The organism is Luteirhabdus pelagi, assembly GCF_016827595.1.
Classification (GTDB): Bacteria; Bacteroidota; Bacteroidia; order Flavobacteriales; family Flavobacteriaceae; genus Luteirhabdus; species Luteirhabdus pelagi.
Window position 1 is genome coordinate 233,247 of the sequence record NZ_JAECMS010000005.1, and the last position, 20,761, is coordinate 254,007.

At 38.9% G+C, this 20,761-nt stretch carries 13 protein-coding genes and 1 tRNA gene; 8 read left to right on the top strand and 6 right to left on the bottom strand.

Going from position 1 to position 20,761, the window contains the following annotated elements; genetic code table 11:
- The 6 genes from I4Q58_RS13450 to ribB all read left to right on the top strand — a co-directional run bounded on the left by I4Q58_RS13450 (window position 1) and on the right by ribB (window position 8,006).
- Entirely contained in the window at window positions 1-642 is a 642-nt protein-coding gene (locus tag I4Q58_RS13450) for a hypothetical protein (RefSeq protein WP_203296414.1), read from the top strand.
- 1 nt (window position 643) lies between these two features.
- Entirely contained in the window at window positions 644-1,636 is a 993-nt protein-coding gene (locus I4Q58_RS13455) for a hypothetical protein (RefSeq protein ID WP_203296415.1), read from the top strand.
- Between the two features lie 104 nt (window positions 1,637-1,740).
- Window positions 1,741-4,128 (top strand): FtsK/SpoIIIE family DNA translocase, encoded by a 2,388-nt coding sequence (locus I4Q58_RS13460; protein WP_203296416.1) that lies wholly within the window; start codon window positions 1,741-1,743, stop codon window positions 4,126-4,128.
- Window positions 4,129-4,132: 4 nt separating this feature from the next.
- Window positions 4,133-4,780, top strand: coding sequence for a LolA family protein (locus I4Q58_RS13465; protein WP_203296417.1), 648 nt, complete (start codon window positions 4,133-4,135; stop codon window positions 4,778-4,780).
- Window positions 4,781-4,798: 18 nt separating this feature from the next.
- On the top strand, window positions 4,799-6,820 hold the full coding sequence (locus tag I4Q58_RS13470; protein WP_203296418.1) for an LptF/LptG family permease: 2,022 nt from the start codon (window positions 4,799-4,801) through the stop codon (window positions 6,818-6,820).
- 37 nt (window positions 6,821-6,857) lie between these two features.
- Window positions 6,858-8,006 carry a 3,4-dihydroxy-2-butanone-4-phosphate synthase gene (ribB, locus tag I4Q58_RS13475; protein ID WP_203296419.1) on the top strand — a complete coding sequence of 383 codons (1,149 nt, stop codon included), beginning with the start codon at window positions 6,858-6,860 and terminating at the stop codon, window positions 8,004-8,006.
- A gap of 50 nt (window positions 8,007-8,056) precedes the next feature.
- Here the strand turns inward: ribB and I4Q58_RS13480 are convergent, their stop codons facing one another.
- The 3 genes from I4Q58_RS13480 to I4Q58_RS13490 form a co-directional block, all read right to left on the bottom strand.
- Complete coding sequence (locus I4Q58_RS13480) at window positions 8,057-11,803, bottom strand: transglutaminase domain-containing protein (protein ID WP_203296420.1); 3,747 nt, start codon at window positions 11,801-11,803, stop codon at window positions 8,057-8,059.
- Between the two features lie 78 nt (window positions 11,804-11,881).
- Entirely contained in the window at window positions 11,882-13,066 is a 1,185-nt protein-coding gene (locus I4Q58_RS13485) for a DegT/DnrJ/EryC1/StrS family aminotransferase (protein WP_203296421.1), read from the bottom strand.
- Window positions 13,067-13,102: 36 nt separating this feature from the next.
- Complete coding sequence (locus tag I4Q58_RS13490; RefSeq protein WP_203296422.1) at window positions 13,103-13,735, bottom strand: nitroreductase family protein; 633 nt, start codon at window positions 13,733-13,735, stop codon at window positions 13,103-13,105.
- A 225-nt stretch (window positions 13,736-13,960) separates the two neighbouring features.
- Between I4Q58_RS13490 and I4Q58_RS13495 the strand changes: the two genes are divergently transcribed.
- Together I4Q58_RS13495 and I4Q58_RS13500 are read left to right on the top strand one after the other, a co-directional pair.
- Window positions 13,961-14,045 (top strand) — tRNA-Ser (locus I4Q58_RS13495).
- Window positions 14,046-14,285: 240 nt separating this feature from the next.
- Window positions 14,286-15,497, top strand: a complete 1,212-nt coding sequence (locus I4Q58_RS13500; RefSeq protein ID WP_203296423.1) for a site-specific integrase — start codon at window positions 14,286-14,288, stop codon at window positions 15,495-15,497.
- A 142-nt stretch (window positions 15,498-15,639) separates the two neighbouring features.
- Here I4Q58_RS13500 and I4Q58_RS13505 read toward each other — a convergent pair whose 3' ends face one another.
- The 3 genes from I4Q58_RS13505 to I4Q58_RS13515 all read right to left on the bottom strand — a co-directional run bounded on the left by I4Q58_RS13505 (window position 15,640) and on the right by I4Q58_RS13515 (window position 20,579).
- Complete coding sequence (locus I4Q58_RS13505) at window positions 15,640-16,242, bottom strand: hypothetical protein (protein WP_203296424.1); 603 nt, start codon at window positions 16,240-16,242, stop codon at window positions 15,640-15,642.
- Window positions 16,243-16,322: 80 nt separating this feature from the next.
- Window positions 16,323-18,740 carry an HD domain-containing protein gene (locus I4Q58_RS13510; protein WP_203296425.1) on the bottom strand — a complete coding sequence of 806 codons (2,418 nt, stop codon included), beginning with the start codon at window positions 18,738-18,740 and terminating at the stop codon, window positions 16,323-16,325.
- Between the two features lie 15 nt (window positions 18,741-18,755).
- Complete coding sequence (locus I4Q58_RS13515) at window positions 18,756-20,579, bottom strand: ATP-binding protein (RefSeq protein WP_203296426.1); 1,824 nt, start codon at window positions 20,577-20,579, stop codon at window positions 18,756-18,758.
- Between the last annotated feature and the right edge of the window lie 182 nt (window positions 20,580-20,761).

The window sequence follows — 20,761 nt, forward strand, 5'->3', positions numbered from 1 at the left end:
ATGAAAGCACTCAGAAATTCGCTTATCATTCTTGCAATAGGATTGTTGGCCGCTACACCTTCCGCTGGTCAGAATGAGGTGATGCCCATCGGTTTTTTCGCTCCAGAATTTTCAGAAGGTCATACTATCTATCTTTTTAACCTAGAAGAAACGAAAACGAAAATATCAGGGCTGGAAAAACCAATCGATAGCCTCACGTTTAAAAAGCTCGGGTATAACATGGTAATTGATTACGCACCCTCGTGGTTCGAACCTGTGTTCAACAAATTGGACTATGGTATTTTCTATATTGGTGTGAAACGACTGGGCTCAGAATATGTAGAGGTAATTGCCAATGAAGAAACTGGAAAAACCATTTATATGAAGCGGCATGCAGGAGAGTTTGTTTCTTGGGAAGAGTTTTTGTTATCGATGCATTCGGTGGAATTCGATACCGAAGGTCAAAAAGTCTATGATCATTGGATGGTAAAGTCGGCTGGAAGGGTGTACGATCGGAATACTTTCTTCCGACCGAAGTATATGGAAGGCGATTGGATGGAGGTTGAAATTCTCGATAATGATTTTCGAGCGACTGGAAAAACTGGTTGGATTCGCTGGCGAAAGGATGGCAAATTATTAATTCGATATAACTTACTCTCTTGATATGAAAAAGCTTATCAAACCGGCAAGTATTGCGTTTTATATATTAATCGCACTGGTTTTTTTTATCATCGGATTGTACTTCGCTGGTTTTATAGGAGCCGGCAAGAATCAAGGATTGGCAGGAGGAGCAATCGTCTTGGGGTATGGTGTTCTATTTGGCGGACTCGCGTTTATAGGTTCCTTCTTTATCGCTTATCATGTAGCACATAAATGGATTGTTCGCTGCAACTGGATAGTATTGGTTATATTAGCCATGACATACGGTATCACCCATTACCGATTCCTTCAAAATAAAAAGGATAAAGCTCCTGTGCAAACCACTCCTCCAGTCAAAACCACCGAACCCATTTCTTTCCTGTCAACAACCGCAAGTAGGTCTCGGTCGCTTAAAACTTCAATAAAAAGAGATATACTCAATACCGATTCTTCTTCAGCAATAGGCCTCGGCTTCTTCAAACCAAATTTTTATGAGTATTCCACGCTGTATTTCTATGGAAACATCAACTGGGAAAAAGGTTTTGCGGAACATTTACCCCAAGATAGTATCTCACTACAACAAAATCAGACTGGAGGTTTCGACCTAAGAAGTGCGCCTCCCTATCTTTGGCCAGCATACCATAACACCGAATATGGTGAATTCTATTTTAAGGTTTTTGCCGTTGGTTACGATTTCATAACGGTGGAAGTGAATACCAAAACCCAACAAAAAGTCTATGTCGACAAAAATGCTGGCGAATTGCTGTATTGGCCTTCCTTTCTCCTTCAATTGAATACGGTTTCGATGGTTGAAGAGCATTCGCAGCCCATTCGCATAAAACCCTTAGCTCATGCCGGAACCGTTGCGCAGGATTTCAAATCCTTACGTCCGCTGACTGTTGAAGGCGATTGGCTTCAGGTAGCGCTGAAAAACGAAAAAAACCAGACCGTCGCTACTGGATGGCTTCGATGGCGAAAGGATCAAAAACTGTTAATCGACTATTCCATTTCACACTAAAAACACTTAAAATTCACCATTTAGAGGAATTGCGTTTTCAAAATAATTATGTAGCTTGTACCGTTACATTATTGTACTTTTGCTGAAAAACCTACCGATTCCGCATGGCGCGAAAAAAGAAGAAAACTTCAAAAAAATCCAAGACCCCAAGGAAAAAGATTTCGCTTTCGCTTTCCAAACAACAGCAAATTGTTTTGGGCGGATTTTTGTTTTTTCTAGGGTTGGCACTATTGCTTTCGTTTGTTTCCTATTTCTTCACTTGGCAAGCCGACCAGAGTGAAGTCGGCATGCTCGCCGAACGCGAACTTCAAACCGAGAATTGGTTAAACAAATTCGGTAGTAATGTCGGACACTTTTTCGTGTACGATGGCTTCGGAATCGCAGCCTTTATCCTCGCCTTTCTTATCACGCTTTCCGGTGTGTATCTGTTCTTCAACTATAACAAGAAACCCTTACAAAAGTTTTGGTTTTGGGGCTTATTGGTAATGCTATGGTTGGCCGTATTTTTAGGATTTTTTGTTGAAAAACATACGCTTTTCAGCGGTGTGGTTGGATATGAAGTAAACGATTGGATGCAAGACTACATCGGTTTAGCAGGTGCTATTTTAGTGATGGCATTTTTAGCTATTGTCTATTTTGTGATACGATTGAAAGTAACTCCTGAAGTGGTCGGAAGTTTCTTCAGTAAAACGAAAAAAGAGATTGCAGCCGATTTCAATGCTGAAGAAGCATACGAAGATCTTGAACAAAGTGATTACGAAAAAACGGTAGTTGATGCTGTTACCACTCCTGAAACGGCAACGGTTGCGATGGATATCAACGAAACGGAAGAGGAAGATATCGAACCCACGCTGAAATCGGACAATTCTGAAACCAAAAAAGTGGAGGACGATGTACAAATGGAAGTGGAGCAGGCCGAAGAGGAGGAAACGGATGAAGATAACATCAGCAACAAACTGGTAGCTGACTTTGGTGAATTCGACCCCACCCTTGAACTGAGCAACTATAAACTCCCTCCCATCGATTTGTTGAAAGACTACACTGGTGGAAAGGGCATCACCATCAACCAAGAAGAGCTAGAGGAATATAAAAACCGAATTGTTGAAACCCTGAGCAACTATAAAATTGGGATTCAAAATATAAAAGCGACGGTTGGTCCAACGGTGACCTTATATGAAATTGTTCCAGAAGCCGGAATTCGAATTTCAAAAATCAAAAATCTGGAAGACGATATTGCACTTTCGCTTTCGGCATTAGGCATTCGAATCATAGCACCAATTCCGGGTCGTGGTACTATCGGAATTGAAGTTCCTAACAAGGATGCGCGCATCGTATCGATGCGTTCGGTAATCGCTTCGCCTAAGTTCCAGAAAGCGGAGATGGAATTGCCGTTGGCAATGGGGAAAACCATCAGCAATGAAACCTTTGTGGTCGATTTAGCAAAAATGCCCCACTTGTTAATGGCAGGTGCTACAGGACAGGGTAAATCGGTTGGCTTGAACGCTATTCTTACCTCACTTCTCTATAAAAAACATCCTGCAGAAGTAAAATTTGTATTGGTCGACCCTAAAAAAGTGGAGCTGACGCTTTTCAATAAAATTGAACGCCATTATTTAGCGAAGCTTCCCGATACCGAGGAAGCCATTATTACCGATACCAACAAAGTGATTAATACCCTGAATTCGCTTTGTATTGAAATGGACGAACGCTACGATTTGTTGAAAGACGCCATGTGCCGAAATATCAAAGAGTACAACGTAAAGTTCAAAAAACGAAAACTGAATCCAAATGACGGTCACCGCTACCTCCCCTACATCGTTCTAGTTATTGACGAATTCGCCGACCTGATCATGACGGCCGGAAAGGAGGTAGAAACCCCTATCGCACGCTTGGCACAGTTGGCACGGGCGATTGGAATTCACTTGATTATCGCTACCCAACGACCTTCGGTAAATGTTATTACGGGTATCATAAAGGCGAATTTCCCGGCGCGTATAGCTTTTCGAGTGACCAGCAAGATCGATTCGCGCACCATTTTGGATAACAGCGGCGCCGATCAGTTGATCGGTCGTGGCGATATGTTGTACACCCAAGGAAACGACCTTACCCGATTGCAATGTGCCTTTGTAGATACGCCTGAAGTGGGCGATATTACCGACTATATTGGATCGCAAAAAGCCTACCCAGATGCCCATCTCCTGCCAGAGTATGTAAGCGATGAAGGTGGCACAACTCTTGATGATATTATCGAGGAAAGGGATAAACTGTTTCGAGAAGCTGCGGAGGTATTGGTGACGGCCCAACAAGGTTCGACCTCCCTCCTACAGCGAAAACTGAAATTAGGGTACAATCGTGCCGGAAGAATTATCGATCAATTGGAAGCCGCAGGCATTGTAGGCCCGTTTGAAGGAAGTAAAGCACGACAAGTATTGGTCCCAACCATTGAAGCGTTAAACGAACATTTAGAAAACGAACATAATCAAAACGATTAAACCCATGAAAAAGATAGCCCTAGTAACGGTATTACTGTTTTTCGGAAGCATACTATCCGTTTCGGCGCAGGAAGCCAAAAGCCTGTTAAATGAAGTCTCCCAAAAGGCTCGAAGCTACGATAATATTGAAATTGACTTCAAATACAATCTTAGCAATACCAAGGAAAATGTAAATCAGGATACACGTGGCGATGTTACTATCGATGGAGAGAAGTATGTGCTTCATATGTTAGGAACCACGACCATGTTCGATGGAAAGAAAATATATACGATCGTGCCGGAGGATGAAGAAGTGACGATTTCGACCTACGATTCTAGTCAAGATAAGCAGATTACCCCTTCGAAGATGTTGACATTTTATGAAAACGGATATCGCTATAAGATGGATATCACACAAAACGTGAAGGGTCGAAAAATTCAATATGTAAAATTGATTCCTATCGATTCAAATGCTGAAATTAAGGATATCCTTCTAGGGATCGATGTTCAAACGAAGCATATATATAAGTTGATTCAAACCGATGATAATGGCACGAAATACACCATTACGGTAAATTCCTTTAAGACCGATCAACCCCTTTCGAAAAACCTTTTTGTTTTTGATGAAGGAAAATATGAAAGTGAAGGATACTACATCAATAAACTCGACTAAGCAAAATAGCCGAATTTCGTGAAAATACTGGATCGCTATATCCTGGTTTCCTATTTGAAGACGTTCATCAGCGTCTTCATTATTTTGATGTTTATTTTCGTCTTACAGACCATCTGGCTCTACATTTCGGAATTGGCAGGAAAGGATTTGGATATATGGATCGTATTGAAATTCCTGTGGTACGTTTCACCACGATTGATGCCGTTGGTATTACCACTTACCATTTTGGTAACCTCCTTAATGGTGTTTGGAAACTTTGCTGAAAAATATGAGTTCGCCGCCATGAAGAGTACGGGTATTTCGCTTCAACGGGCGATGCGTGGTCTTATGGTTTTTATCGGGATTCTTTCTATTACAGCTTTTTTCTTTGCCAACAACGTTATTCCCTATTCTGAATACAAATGGCAAAACCTTCGGCGGAATATTGCACAATTGAAACCTTCGATGGCGATTACCGAAGGGCAATTCAGTCAGGTAGGTGACGCTTTCAATATAAAGGTTGAAGAAAAATCTGGGGATCGCGATCAGTTTTTGAAGAACGTTGTAATTCATAAGAAAAATCCAGACCGACCCAATGGAAATTACACGGTAATTATTGCTGAGGATGGTGAATTGGTAGGTGAAGAAAACAGCAATACACTTTCCCTTATTCTGAATAACGGAAATTACTACGAGGATGTTCAGGTAAACGACCTAAAACAACAGCGGCGCAGGCCTTTTGCGAAAAGCGAATTCGTGAAGTCGACCATCAATATCGATTTAACCGAATTCAACAGTGCTGATTTCGATAAGGACAATAACTACAATAATCAGAACATGTATAATGTAGGTGAATTGAATTTTGAAATCGATTCGCTTTCTAGAAGTTATACAAACGATATTGAAGCATTCTCGAAAAACATGTACTTCCGTAGTGGTATCAATAAATACAACTATACCGAAAGTGCAGACGATACCCTTACAGTCGACATGGATACTGTGCCATCGATTGTAGACCTCTTTGACGAATCCATAAAAAAACAGCGGCTGATAGATTTAGCGCTGAACAATGCAAATGGTACGTTACAGTCTATCGCAGCCAAACAAAACGAGTTCAAAAACAAAACCAAGCGTTTAAATAAATTTGAAATTGCCCTACACGAAAAGTTTGCGTTGGCCGCTGCATGTATAATCTTATTTTTCGTAGGCGCTCCATTGGGAGCAATCATTCGGAAAGGAGGAATGGGCTTGCCGATGGTAGTGGCCGTTTTGCTATTTCTAACGTATCATTTTATTGGAATTTTCGCCAAGAACAGCGCCGAGGATGGTACCATGCACCCGTTTATCGCAACATGGTTGAGTACTGCTATTATGCTTCCCCTGAGTATTTGGCTTACCTATCGCGCCACCACCGATCAAGGAATTATTGATATTGATGCCTTCTTCCAGCGTATTGCAAAATTATTTGGAAAAAAGGAGGAGGAGGATGCAGCGGCTGTCATTGAAAAGGCGCCACTCATTTTAACACAACATGAGAAGTCGATACTGAAAGGGCGAAACATTTCACAGCTAAAAGACATTTTCAAAAATTATCGTCAGTATGGTTATTCGGAGGAACTAAGGGCCGCTGTCCTGATGAAGTTAAAGGAAATGAATGTTTCCGAAATGGAGCTGAAAGCTACGGGCGATTTTGAAAATCGGAATTATACGGAAGCAAAGAGCTTTTATGATGGATTCTGTAAAAATTCTAAAAACGCGTTGCTAGCTTACACTTTTGTTTTGTTGGGTGTTGTGGGGTCTACTTATTTCGACTACGCAAACATTTCAATGGCTGAGACCGGTCTAATTGCTGGACAAGCTATTTTTATAATTTCAACATTAATCTTCTATTATTTCGCAATTAAATCGGTTATAAATTATACTTCCTTTCAAAAGTTGGTGGCGAAAAAGGATGAAATCGGCATTTGGCTTTTGGTATTTGTTGCAGGACTTCTAGTATATGTAATACTTCATTTTTCACTTAAAAATAAAATGAAGGAAGAGTTAGAAACCATCCGCTGATTAAGTTTCTGTATCTTTGTACCAATTTCTTACCGCTATGATTACACAAGAAAAAGATACTGCCGTACAGCTAAATACCATTGAAGAAGCCATTGAAGATATTAAGAATGGAAAGGTAATTATCGTTGTAGACGATAAGGATCGTGAAAATGAAGGTGATTTCCTCGCGGCTGCAGACAATATTACTCCTGAAATCGTAAACTTTATGGCGAAGCACGGAAGAGGCCTTATCTGTGCTCCCTTAACGGAATCGCGTTGTAAGGATTTACAGCTGGAAATGATGGTAGGAAACAATACGGATCCTATGGAAACGGCCTTCACCATTTCTGTCGATTTAAAGGGAAATGGCGTAACTACAGGTATTTCAGCCTCCGATCGCGCAAAGACGATACAAGCGCTTATCGATTCGAAGACTAAACCACACGATTTAAGTCGCCCAGGGCATATTTTTCCCCTAAAGGCGAAGGAAGGGGGCGTTCTAAGAAGAACTGGACATACCGAAGCTGCCATCGATTTTGCTCGCTTGGCAGGATTACAACCAGCTGGTGTAATTGTTGAAATCATGAACGAGGACGGTTCCATGGCGCGCTTACCGCAACTCATGGAAGTGGCCAAGAAATTCGATTTGAAACTGGTTTCTATTGAAGATTTGGTGGCCTATCGTATGGAGCATGACTCTTTAATTGAAAAGAAACAGGATTTCGATATTGAAACCAAGTTCGGAACTTACCGATTGCGTGCTTATAAGCAAACTACAAATGATCAAGTTCACATTGCACTAACCAGAGGACACTGGAAGGCAAACGACCCTGTATTGGTTCGGGTTAACAGTACTTTGGTAAATCATGATATTCTAGGAACGCTAACCAACAATGCCGAACAGAAGTTAGACGATATGTTTCGAGTTGTTAATGAGGAAGGTGCCGGTGCGATTGTATTCATCAATCAGCAAAGTCAGTCCCTCAATTTGTTAAACCGACTGAAAGAACTTGAGGCGAATCAGCAGCCTGGAGAAGTAACGAAAGCACCTCGCATTTCGATGGATGCAAAGGACTTTGGAATAGGTGCACAAATCCTTCACGATCTGGGGATTCATAAAATTAGATTGGTATCCAATAGCAAGCAAACCAAGCGGGTCGGAATGATCGGTTATGGATTGGAAATATTGGAATACGTATCCTATTAAAAAAGCTAGTAAAAAAAAAGCGGAGTTTCTACACTCCGCTTTTTTTGTTCTTATTTATAGGCTAAGAATTGTTTTCGAGATTCTAGCACTTCTTTTACATATTCCTTGAATCCTGGATATTCGCTGGGTTCAATATTGGAACCGCCGGGGACTATCTTAATTTTCACTTCCAATTTATTGTCGGCTACCTTTTTATAATTGACCGAATAGGAATGATCCTTAAATGTCAGCGACTTATTCTCTGGGATTTCGATGAAGGACTTGCCCTCTTCAAGTGAGATCATGAAGGTCTCTTCATAGCCATCGGCTGTTTCATATTGCTTATAGTCGATAGGATACTGACGCTCTTCCAATGAAACAATAGATTGTGTGTAGGGAGTCGTAAAATGAGGAATCTGAAAGGTTTTAAAGGAACCGATACTATGTGGTTTCTCGTTCCATTTTATATCAGTGGTATAACCAACGGTTCCATCTTCTTCAATCGTAACATCCTTAATATCCTGAAGCGAATAATCTTGATCATTTCTGGTCTTTAGTTCCTCAAATACGTCTTCTTTCAACACCTCTTCATTTTGTTCTTCAAACATTTGAATGTAATAGGTGCTAAGGTGTCCGCTCGTTGATGTATGCAAGGATATGTCGGTTTCTTCATCGGTTACAAGCATCGTACTTTTGGTCTTCATAACAGCAGACTTTCGCGCCACATCATCCAAAAAGAATAGATCGCTTTTACCATTTGGATCCGCGTCGTATGGAATTTCCAATGCAATGGCGTGACGCAGGGTAACTGGTAACGCCGCATATGGCATGTACTTATCGGTTAATTCCAGATATTGTGGCTTTCCATCGATAGTAACTTTAATAATACAGTGATTAAAATCGGTACTTGGCACTACTAATGCATTTTCCCCATTATCGGAGGTAAGGATAAGCACCAAGTTTGCATCCAGTTCTGCTTGTCTCGCGAGTGTTAGGTACAAAGTTGAAAAGTCCTTACAATCTCCCAGTTTGGTGCGAATTGTCTTGGCTGGCTTTTGAGGCACGAACCCGCTTTGCTTAAAGCTTACATAGCTATACGAAAAATCGTCGGTAACGTATTTGTAGATACGTTTTGCTTTTTCCTCCTCACTCAAACCAGATACACCGTTCGGGAAAATTTCATCGAAAGCGGCTTCGACCGTTTCATCGTATTCCACTTGAATGCGAACCAAATCGGAGTACCAATTTGCGATATCATTCCAGGAGCCGATAGTACTGATGTTCACATGCGGTGCCACATCGGTAAATTGTGGCATAAAGTCTTCATATACTTCGAACCCGGTATCATTGCTGTAGGTCCATTTATAGCCATGTAGTCCATCCTGTTTAAACCGCTCCAACGGTACTTCTTCATTCGTAAAAGTGAACGGAAGATTTTTATTTGGACTTAACAATATATACTCTTCTTCAACCACAGGATGATAGCTTCCGAAGGAATGAACATCTATAAACTCCTTAAACCAACGTCCCGTTTTTACAAAATTCGTTTCATAAGTAACATAGACCACATCTCCTATCGACAAGCCGTTGAACACCAAGCTAGACCCGCTCCTTTCGGCTGGCACCAGCGAACCATCTTCTTTGATAATTTCAGATTTAAAAATGGTATAATCGCCATACAGTCCGAGATTATATTCTTTGATGTTCTCGATTCCCTTTTGGGACGTTACTTCAAACATTTCATACTGTCGGTAACGGCCACCACCATTTTCATATTGCAACAAATGGATTTGGTGCAACAGAACGTTTAAACCGTAATTATTGGTAGTAATCTTATTTCGAGCCTTTTTGGCATACTCGTAATAATCGTCTTTTTTCAATTTTTCCAGCGGATCCTTCATTTTTTTAAGGTCCAAAATTCGCTTGCGCAACCCTGTATCGCCACTATTTCGAAGAATAGCTTTTTCGAAGCATGTAACTGCCTCCTCGTTACGATCCAATTGCTGAAGTGCCTCGCCCTTCAGTTTTTGAAAAACAAAAGAGTCAGGGAAGTTTTGAAGTGCCTTATCTATATAAGCAAGTGACTTTTCGTACTGGTTAAACTCGTGAAGCAGTTGTATATACCGATAGAGTATATCGTTATCGTACCCCAGTTTCTTCAATGGTGTTTGATACAACGCAATGGCATCGTCTTTTCTATCTTGTTTCTTATAATAATAGATAAGATAGGTAAGCGCCTCGAAGTTAAAGCTTTCATTCAACGTTTTTTCCAAGGTTGTTATAGACTTGGCCTCATCGCTAAGGATATTTGAATAGAAATCGGCGAAGGTAGGGATTATGCTAGAAGGTAGTGCCTCGTGTGAAATCATTTCATCCAAGGATTTTTCCACTTCCTGTAAATTGTTTCTTCTAAGCGCGATAAACAATTCAGTTGCATCTTGGATGTAGGGGTAATCGATGGCTTCGGCAATATTATGAAGAGTCGATTCATATGTTTCGATGTCGAGTTTCATCAACTCTTCGAAATCTTGAAATTTATTCATTAGTGAAGCATAATAATTTGGATCGTCGTTAACGATATTTTCCGAAATCTCAGCCCTTCTTACCTCATCGCCACTAGTTGAATAAGCTGTTGCTAAAGCGGAACGCAGCAACGTGCTTTTTGGATATTCCTCAAGCCAATTCAAAATTATACGCTTTGCCTTGTCGCTCTCCATATTTCGCATATAGGCCATAAACAGGCTTATGTCGGCCATATAGCGCTCGGCTTTGGTATTTCTTGGAGCATCCTCAAAATAAGCGATATGCGGATGCCTTTTTATAGCTACATCAATTGCAGCCTCGGTAGACTGCTTGTAATTTTTATTTTTTATGGACGATTGTATTCCGGATAGTGGATATCCTTTTTCATCGGTAACCCTAAGGATAAAATTTGGGGTTGTAGCAGATGATGCAATTTTTACTAAGATGCGATTGTTCCCTTTTGAAAGGTTTACGGCTATGGTGTGAGCATCCATTTCGGTAACTACATCCTCGGTATCTTCAAATATTAACACATCATTCAACCAAACACGAATAATTCCGGATTTTCCCAATCGCAAATAGGCTCGTTGAGCCGAATCGGATTGTAAAAAGGTTTGGGCATAGCTAATACCCGCTCCATATTCATCGTGGTTGCTGAAAAACTGATAAGGTTCCGGATTGTCTTCAGGTGTATACCACGATACATACCCATTACTTCGCGCATAGAACGGTTTTTCTGAAACCGCTTTCTCCTCTGGTGGGTAAGGTGTTACCAATCCGCTTTCATTCAGGTTCTCGAAGGCACCGCAATATTCCCATGTATCCAGGGCAGGAATAGACCTACTTAATTGCTCGTAACGCTCCCAATCGTTTTCGTATCGCTTTGCTATCGCTTGCAGATAAATTAATGAATTCTTTAGCCCTTGCGATTCAATACGATCGCTATCCATATTCGTAATAGCATCGCTTAGCGTTTTGCTAAACCCTGAGCCCAGGTAATCTTCAAAAATGTAGGGATTATTCCAATGGGCAAACAAGTAGTGCTCGTAATTAGGATATTGCTGAAAGCGTGTTAAAAAGTCTTTCTCAGACATCAAATGGCCGTTTTCCATACGGACAATCTGTTTTAGAATAGCGGTTTCAACATCTTTTTCGAAGCCTGGTGTCATTACCAGTTCTAATGCCTTTTCCCGGTTATTGGACAGCAGTTCCTGCCATATTTCATCTTGATTCTGAGCGTATAAGCAGGTGTGGAATAGATTAAAAACTATTAGAGCGAAAGATAGGCGTTTCATGCCCAAAAATATGAGATTCATTGAAGTAGAATAAAATTTGGTTTTCATTGAGTAGAAACAAAGAAACCAAATTTATACTTATTTCAAAATATTCTTTATCGTATTCGCTCGAGAGCGCATGGTTTCTTCGTCCCAATTCAACTTGATAAGCATTGAAATAGCTCTTCCCATATATGCATCGCTTTGTGAAAAATCTTTCTGGCAAACTTCTTTCAGCCTATCTTTTACCTCAGCAGGCAACTTTCCTAAGCTTTTCTGTTCCAATAGATGTTCCCAACCTCTTACATAGTGCCAATTGTTGGAAAACCAATAGAAACATGCATCGATACCCCCTTCAACCAAAGCACGGTGCGCATTTTCGGCAGCACTTGCTGTAGGAAGATAAAACGTAAGAAATGAATAATTCTCCACACCACCTTCCGGAACAGTACGAAAGCTTACACCTTCAATTTCTAAAAGCGTCTCTCGAAGTATTTGGTAATTTCGTTTCTGAAGCGAAACAAAATGTTCCAGTTTTCCTAACTGTCCGAGTCCTACTGCGGCATGCAGTTCTGAAATACGATAATTATAACCCAAGTGCGGATGGGTTTCCGCACCACGATCAGATCCAATGTGGTCGTGACCATGATCTTGATAACGATCTGCATTTTCGGCAAACTTTTTTGTATTCGTAACAACAGCGCCGCCTTCACCACAGGTAATGGTTTTTACAAAATCGAAGGAAAAGCATCCTAAATCGCCATAACTCCCCAATGGGACACCCTCGAAGGAACCACCAATCGCTTGACAGGCATCCTCTAATAAAATAAGATTATGTTTTTCGCAGATTGCTTTTAACGAACGAAGATCTGCCATAGAACCACACATGTGGACTGGCATGACACACTTTGTTTTTGGTGTGATAGCCGCTTTCACCGCTTCAGGATCCAGGGTTAGCGTATCGTCGATATCGACTAAGACCGGGATGGCACCAATTTGAAGAATGGATTCAAAACTCGCTACAAAGGTGAAGGTTGGCATAATAACCTCATCGCCGGCTCCAATTCCTGCTGAAGCGAGTGCAACGGTTAAAGCAGCGGTGCCACTTGAAACGAGCTGACAGTAATCAGCTTTCATTTTGTGTGCAAATGTTTGTTCAAATTCCTTTGCTTTCCAATGGCCATTTCGAAGATTGTCGAAACCATATCGCATAAGAATTCCACTATCTAATACATCATTTACCTGTGTGCGCTCTTCGTCGCCAAACTGTTCAAATCCGGGCATATAAAATTTTTGAGGGTTTGAACAAAAATAGGAAGTTTAGCGTTCAATCACTACCGAATCGACACCTCTTCTAACCTTTTTCAAACTAGCGAACATATCGTCCTCTGCTCGATAACCTACTGCCATCACCAATACCGAGCGCAAGCCTTCTTTTTCGAGTTCTAGGAAAGCATCGTATTTCTTGGGCTCGAAACCTTCAATAGGACAGGCATCAATCTCTTCCATAGCACAGACGGTAAGTAGATTACCAAGAGCGAGATAGGCCTGTTTTTCCATCCATATTTTGATCTCTTCGGAAGGTTTTTCGGAAAAACTTTCCACTAAAAAGCTTTCAAAGGGATGCAGAATTTCTGAAGGAGTATCACGTACTTCCTGTACTTTTTTGAAATAGGAGCGGATATAAGACGAATCGATTTTTTCTTCAACACACAGCACCAGCACATGAGAAGCATCACGTACTTGTTCTTGGTTCATCGTATGGGACACCAAGGATTCTTTTGTTTCCTGTTCACTTATAACAATAAGCTTTAAGGGTTGAAGCCCATAGCTGGTAGCGGTAAGGTTAAAAGCATGCTTTAGCGTATCCAACTTTTTTGCTTCCAGTTTCCGGGTCGAATCAAATTTTTTGGTTGCGTAGCGCCATTTGAGTTGTTTCAGAATATCTGACATGTGTACGATTTTCTGCAAAGGTAGGGCGTAGCAATGGAAAACATCAGCTTACACCCTTCCAATTCGGTTATGTATCTATAGGTTATGTCTATTAAATGTCAGAATTAAAAATGAGGATAAATACTTAAAAAAGGCTTTCACAAATTAAAAAAGGCTTGTATATTTGCACCCGCCTACGCAATGTATCCATTGTTTCGGCGTACAAGCCTGCAAAGGCAACTTAAAGGAGAAATGGCAGAGTGGTCGAATGCGGCAGTCTTGAAAACTGTTGAGGGTCACACCTCCGGGGGTTCGAATCCCTCTTTCTCCGCGGAAAGTCCTACAAAAGGCGCTAAAAACCCTGTAATCAATTGATTTACAGGGTTTTTTATTTTTTTTGATTTCATTTGATATTAAATAATATCATTCTAAAAGGGGCAAATTCGGTGTCACTTCAGGGTTCCATAAAAGTTCCACCAGAAGTATATAACTATTTGAATATAAGTATTTTGAGTTTATTTTGATGTACTGTTTTTTTAGTACATTGGTGGAACTTTAATCACCAATTATTATGTCACTTGCATTATCACTCCTATTCTATATCAAAAAAAGTAAAGCGGATCGTAACGGAAAGACCAACATCTACCTAAGAATCACGCTTGGTGGAAAACGTACAGAGTTTAGCATTCATCGAAAAATCCATGTAAATGAATGGAACTCCAAAACCCAACAGGCAGTTGGAAGATCTCAAGAAATTGAAGAAATCAATAAGCATCTAAGTGTGTTGAAAAATAATGTTTATTCCATTCAACAAAATTTTGAAAGGGAACGCGCATCGTATTCTGCACAAGATTTACGAGATGTTTTACTCGGAAATGATAAATCCAACAAAATGCTTCTAGAGCTTTTCCAGGAACATAATGATAAAGTAGATAGTCTGGTAGGAAAGGATTTCGCCGCCGGAACCGCTGAACGTTATCGTACCTGTAAAAACCACGTGGCAGGCTTTATAAAAAAGGAGTACAACAAAAATGATATTCCCGTTAAGGATGTAGACCATAAATTTATTACAGGTTTGGAATACTACCTCAAAACCACTCGAAAGTGCGCCCACAACTCTGCTATAAAATATATTACCAACTTTAAGAAAATTATTCGCATTGCACATGCGAACGATTGGATTGACAAAGATCCTTTCCTTCACTGGAAAGCGAAGCTCAAAACCGTGGAACGTGAATTTTTAACGGAAGCGGAAATCCAGAAAATTATTGATCTTAATTTTCGCGTACAGCGGCTTGAATACGTGAGGGATATCTTCATATTCTGCTGCTTTACTGGATTGGCCTATGCCGATGTAAAAAAGCTCTCCTACAATGATATTGTTGTTGGAATGGATGGTGAAGAATGGATAAAAACCAAACGGACTAAAACCGATACGCGGAGTAATATCCCAATACTTCCTATCGCTAAAATGATAATGGATAAGTACAAGGATAGTGAGCAGTTGAAGGAAAAAAACTTGGTGCTTCCTGTATTGAGCAACCAAAAAATGAACTCTTATATAAAGGAGATTGCGGATCGGGCAGGAATAATGAAGAACCTAACCTTCCATCTCGCGCGACATACCTTCGCTACTACTGTAACCTTGAGCAACGGCGTACCTATAGAATCGGTAAGCAAAATGCTTGGGCATACCAACTTAAAAACGACCCAACATTACGCAAAAATTTTGGATATGAAGGTAGGACGCGATATGGCAATTTTAAAGTCGAAATTTAAATAATTAGTCAATCTTGATTTCCAATAACTCTAATAGAAAATGTAACCAAATAAAAGTTTTCGCTTATTTTATTCTTCACCGTCTGAATGAATTCATATAAGTTATCTCTTCAATGCTTTGGATCATATAAACGATATAAAAGATATCATTCACTCTGTTCTCCATGATACTCACTTTCATAATAGCCATCATATTCAAAGAATTTAAGCCCCCCATATATTGCAAGAGCTCCTATCGCAATTCTTCCTAAATCTCTCCAACTATTTTGACGTTTAATCTCCTCTGCTTTTTGATAAGCATTATTTAGCAAAGATCTAATGAGATTAAGTTGACTGTCTAAGTTTCTCTGTGTTCCGTCAAGTGATATATACTGAGTAATTGAGGGTATAAAAGTTCCTACATTAGTTCCTTCTTGAACAAATACTACTACTGGTTTCGAATTTGCAAATGCCATTCCAGTCTCTGTATGGATCATTTCTGAAATTGTATTTGATGATTTTCCATTATTGTTATCTCTTGAAAAGTAACGTGGAGTTGCAATAACTACAACAAAATCAGATTTTTCAATATTATCTTTCATTAAAGTCACTGGATTGTCAGTTGAAGCATCGTGTAAACCAACTGTACCAAAAGGCAAGATTTGATGATAATGAAGAATATTCGACACAAAATCAACGAATTTTTCATCCTCTCTTCTCAAGCTACAACTAATAAATGCTTTGGCTATGTATTTTATATTGTTTTCCATTAAGATTAAAATTATTACCGGTTGGCTATGCGCAGTGTTCCGCAGGGCATAGCTTATAGGTATTGTTATGTTATCGTGTTTTATTTCAATTCATTTAGAGCTCTTTTGAAATTTTCGCTACTGTTTGAGCTATTGAATATTTCAAATAGCTTGTTCCAATATTCTATTTCAACGGAATCCTTAATATGTTGACAAACAATATGTGCTAATTGCTCCTCAAAATCAGTCCATTTCTCACTTATTATTATTTCTGTTCTTGGAGAGTTCAAGTCTAAGTCTCGATTCCCGCAAACATCGATTACGATTATTAGCGGAAATGGCCAATTAATTTTCACTTGATTGTTTTTCATTCTCCATCTTTCTGGAAATAGACTTGAAGGAATTTCAATGCCATGTAAAGAAATTTTAGAATTTGAACTTGCCAATTTACTGTACGAATCATCTGTTCGAATATCTCCATTATCACTAATTGTGATTGTCTTGGATGATTCTTTTATAGAGTTAACATCAATTTTAAGTTCTCGTTCTAAGGTATAAGATTCTCCTTCTATTTCAACATCTCTAGAGTTCAATTCAATTCTTTCAACAGGCTTATTTTTACTTTCTAAAATAGCAACAGTTGCAGATCCTACCAAACCTATATCATTTCTATCAATAGGAATATCTATAAATTTAATATTCTCATTTCCTTGCCAAGTATAATCTTTAAGAGAGTATGAAGTTATTTCCTTAAAGCTATTTTCGTCTCTTTTCTTGCTATGAGATTGCGTTTCAATGCTTATTTGAAATGGTGGATTTGGGATAACATTTTCAACATTCTCAATAAACTCATTTTCTGTCATTCTTTCCCATGGATTATGACTTTTTCGCAGGATTAATCGAGTTGATGTTCCTGGTATTTCACGTGTTCCAGATTTTATCCAAAATATACTTTCTTGGCCTTCAACAGTAATGTTCAATGCGTCGCTTGATTTGTGAGGCCCATATACTCTTTTCGTGTCTACAATTAAAACATCTGAAATCATGAAGGATGAGAGAATGCCTATACCAAATCTAGATGTGGGTGAAAATGCCGCATTGGATTCAGCTTTTAGACTGTAAAAATCTTTAGACTTATAAAACGATGAGCCAATTTTGGAATAATAATTATCTATAATGTACTCATCCATTCCTGTTCCGTTGTCTATTACTTCAAGAATATCTTCCTCATTTTCAGTGTAATATTTGACAATAATTCTGGGCTCATATAAATTACCCCATTTTTCCTCTTGTGCTTTACGAAGTAAGCAGGCATCAATTGAGTTTTGCAACAGTTCTCTTAATGCGACTTCAGGATTTCCATAAAGTTTTGTACCCATTAAAAGTTCAATTACTTGAGTCTTGCTTAAATTGAATTTAGTGTCTTTATAGATGTAAACCGGTCTGTTTTTGATATCTGTTTTTGTTCTTATTTTTTCCCTATTTACTTTGAGAGGCAACCTGATTTGTAGGTTTCTATCTTGTGTTGCATGAAACTCGTTTAGTGTGGAGATGATGTTATTTGCCAAACTTAGTTCATGGTCAATCATAGAACAGAATTCATGTATCGATGACTCCACAACTGGATGCGTACATTTAGCACTAAATTGAATTAAATCAGGATTAATATCCCAAGCTTCTATTGCTCTATGTTTGTTCCATTCTTTAATTGAAATAGGATCTCTAACATATAAATGTGAGAAAAGAACTGAAGGAGTTCGTTTTCCATCGAAATCTATAATATCAGCTAACCTTAAAATCACACCGACAAGTGGTAAACAAGCATAAATTCCTGAACCACAAAGTAGGTTTTTGTCTAAATCCAATAGATTTAACGCGTCTTCATTGTGGCTGTAGCATATTTGGGCTAATTCAACGGTTAAGTCAGTATCTCTAAATCTAATTTTCTCCGACCAATCTTTCTCAATTATATCTCTTGCTCTTTCGGCATGGGTTTGACGGATATATTCAGTAATGAGATATGATTTTATCGTGTCTGCTTGTGAAAGATTTCCTTTAGATATTAAATCTTTTAATCTTTTTCCATCTTCTGGTCTAGAATTGAAAAATCTTTTGAAATCATTAAATGTGTTTTGCTCATTCTCTTCTATTATCGGTTCGATATCCCAAACTTTCTTCCACACCAAAACCTCTTTTTCATCAGGAGCCATTCCAATGTCATGAAAAAATGCACTGATAATGAGTAATAATAACTCAGGACTAGTGAGTTCATTAATTGATTCTTTAGGAACCAATCGCTCCATTAAGTTTAAAACTCTAAAAAGATGGTCGCCATCATGAAGGGTAAATTCCCCCATGTGTCTTACAATTGTCTTGGTCCTTTGAAAAGCATATGAAGCACAATCTTCTACTAATGATATTGCAGCAGTGTCTTTATCTGAACATTTTTTATTTAGAACTCTAAATAATTCACTTTTATGGAGTCTAGGTAAAAACTCGTCTTTATAATCATCATTCATTTAATAGAGTGTTTTTTAACTTAATAGCTCGTTTATTTTTTCAAACCAACCTTTGACTTCCCCCACCGCGTCTCTCTCTTCAATCATTTCAGCTGTCATATTTGGAAATGCCCGTTTTGCTAAAAACTTCTTCGCTCTTGTATCTCTAATAGGATTTTGAAGACCAAATTTTTGTGAATAAGCTTCTGCAAAAATTCTTGGTGTCGCTTTTCCATCATCAGATAGTTGGTCAGGTATTTCGATTTCAATATCGAATCCTGCAATAATCGCATCCTTATGTAAATAGCTTTCTATTTCAAGTTTCTGAGTAAGTTGTCCACAAGAACTATCGGCTCTATTATTTACTTGGTCGATTGATTGCTGGTATGCGTTAACGTCATTATCGTACAAGTGAAACTCAGGTTTTCCAAGCTCTTTCAAATAGTTTTGATCTACCCAATGCTTAAGAGTAGAGCCGCCCATTAAAATAAATGCAACTCTATGATCAGTTGTTAAGTCAGGCAGTTCGGAATACTTCTTATTCATTGCTTTACTTAAAGAGCAAAGCGCCTCAACATCAGTGGGACCTTCAACGCAAAATAAGACCTTAACTCTACTGTCAGGAGTCACTCCCAAAGTCTGGGCAATTTTTGGAAAAACACCTTCTCCATGTTGAATTTTTAGATTGCGCGAATCATGATATACAAATCTTAGACTCTCAATTGGTAATTCTGAAGCCAAACCTGGACTGTGTGTGGTAAGAATAATTTGACATTCACTTTCATTAGCTAAAGATTTAAACGACTCTACTAACACCCTTTGATTATTTGGATGTTGGGCTGTTTCAGGCTCTTCAATTGCATAAATGATATTCTGCTTTGAAGATGATTTTAAGCGTCTTTCTGCTTCTGCTTTAAAAAAACTTACGAGAATCATTCTCCTTACTCCGCTTCCCCTTTTATTTAAAGGAATTCCATCATCTGTATCTAATTGAATGGAAAACAATCCATTCCATTTAGCAGGAGTTGGTGGATTAAACTTGGGGTCTAATTTGCTGGCTAAGGTTTCATCAATATCTTTTAGAGCATTGTGAGTGTTTGTAGCTATTTCCTCAGCTTTTTCTTTAACCTTTTTTTGAATGTCATTTATTTCTTTTTGAACTTCTGATATTGCAGTAGCAATCGCTGCTTTCATTGGGTCTTGAACTTCATTGTCAGAATCACTGCTACTTCTGTCGCTTTGGAATAAGGCAAATATTGGAAGATACCCGTCTATCTGTTCCCAAATCCTTTTAGCATCTTCTTTGGGTTTTGAAACAGGAATTTCAATTATTTGAAGTTTTAGGTCGTCGACCGATTCCCAAATTGCCTTACGCATTGTCGGGTTTCCTTTTAATTTGGAATCCAAGGATTTCGATTTAATTATTGCCTGGAGCTCCTTTTCTTTTAGCTCTAAAAGATTAGATACTTCTTTTTTAGTCGGGTGGTTAGCGACAATAAAAATATCTACACTTGGTGTTTTCTTTCCACAATCGAATTTTTTCTTAATAACAAGTGTCTCATCAATTGATAATAGGAATTCATCTTTCAGGTTAGTCGGAGAGGAGGTGTCAATTGACATTTCCGATGGATAATCGGTAAACTCACAAGTAATCTCAACGATTTTTGAAGTGGAATGAATATTAGCATCTGAGGAGTCAATCTTAACTGTTTGGTTGTTGAAGAATATTTCTAACGCTTCAAGAATTGTAGATTTCCCGATATCATTTTTTCCAATAATAGTCGTTAGTTGGTCAAATTCAATTTTTGTTTCAGATTGATAAGCTCTGAAATTTCTTATTGTAAGCGATTTTAGATTCATAGATTCAGTTTTTTCAGCATGAAGCACAACCAGTTACATGCCAATTAAAGTTACTATTTCCCATCCCTCAAAGCCAGCTTTCCAGCTAATCGGCTCTAAATTTACCACACCTACCGTCCCTTCCCTTAGGGTGACCAGTAAAAAAGCCCTATCCAGACCATTATTGGGGATAGGGCTAACAT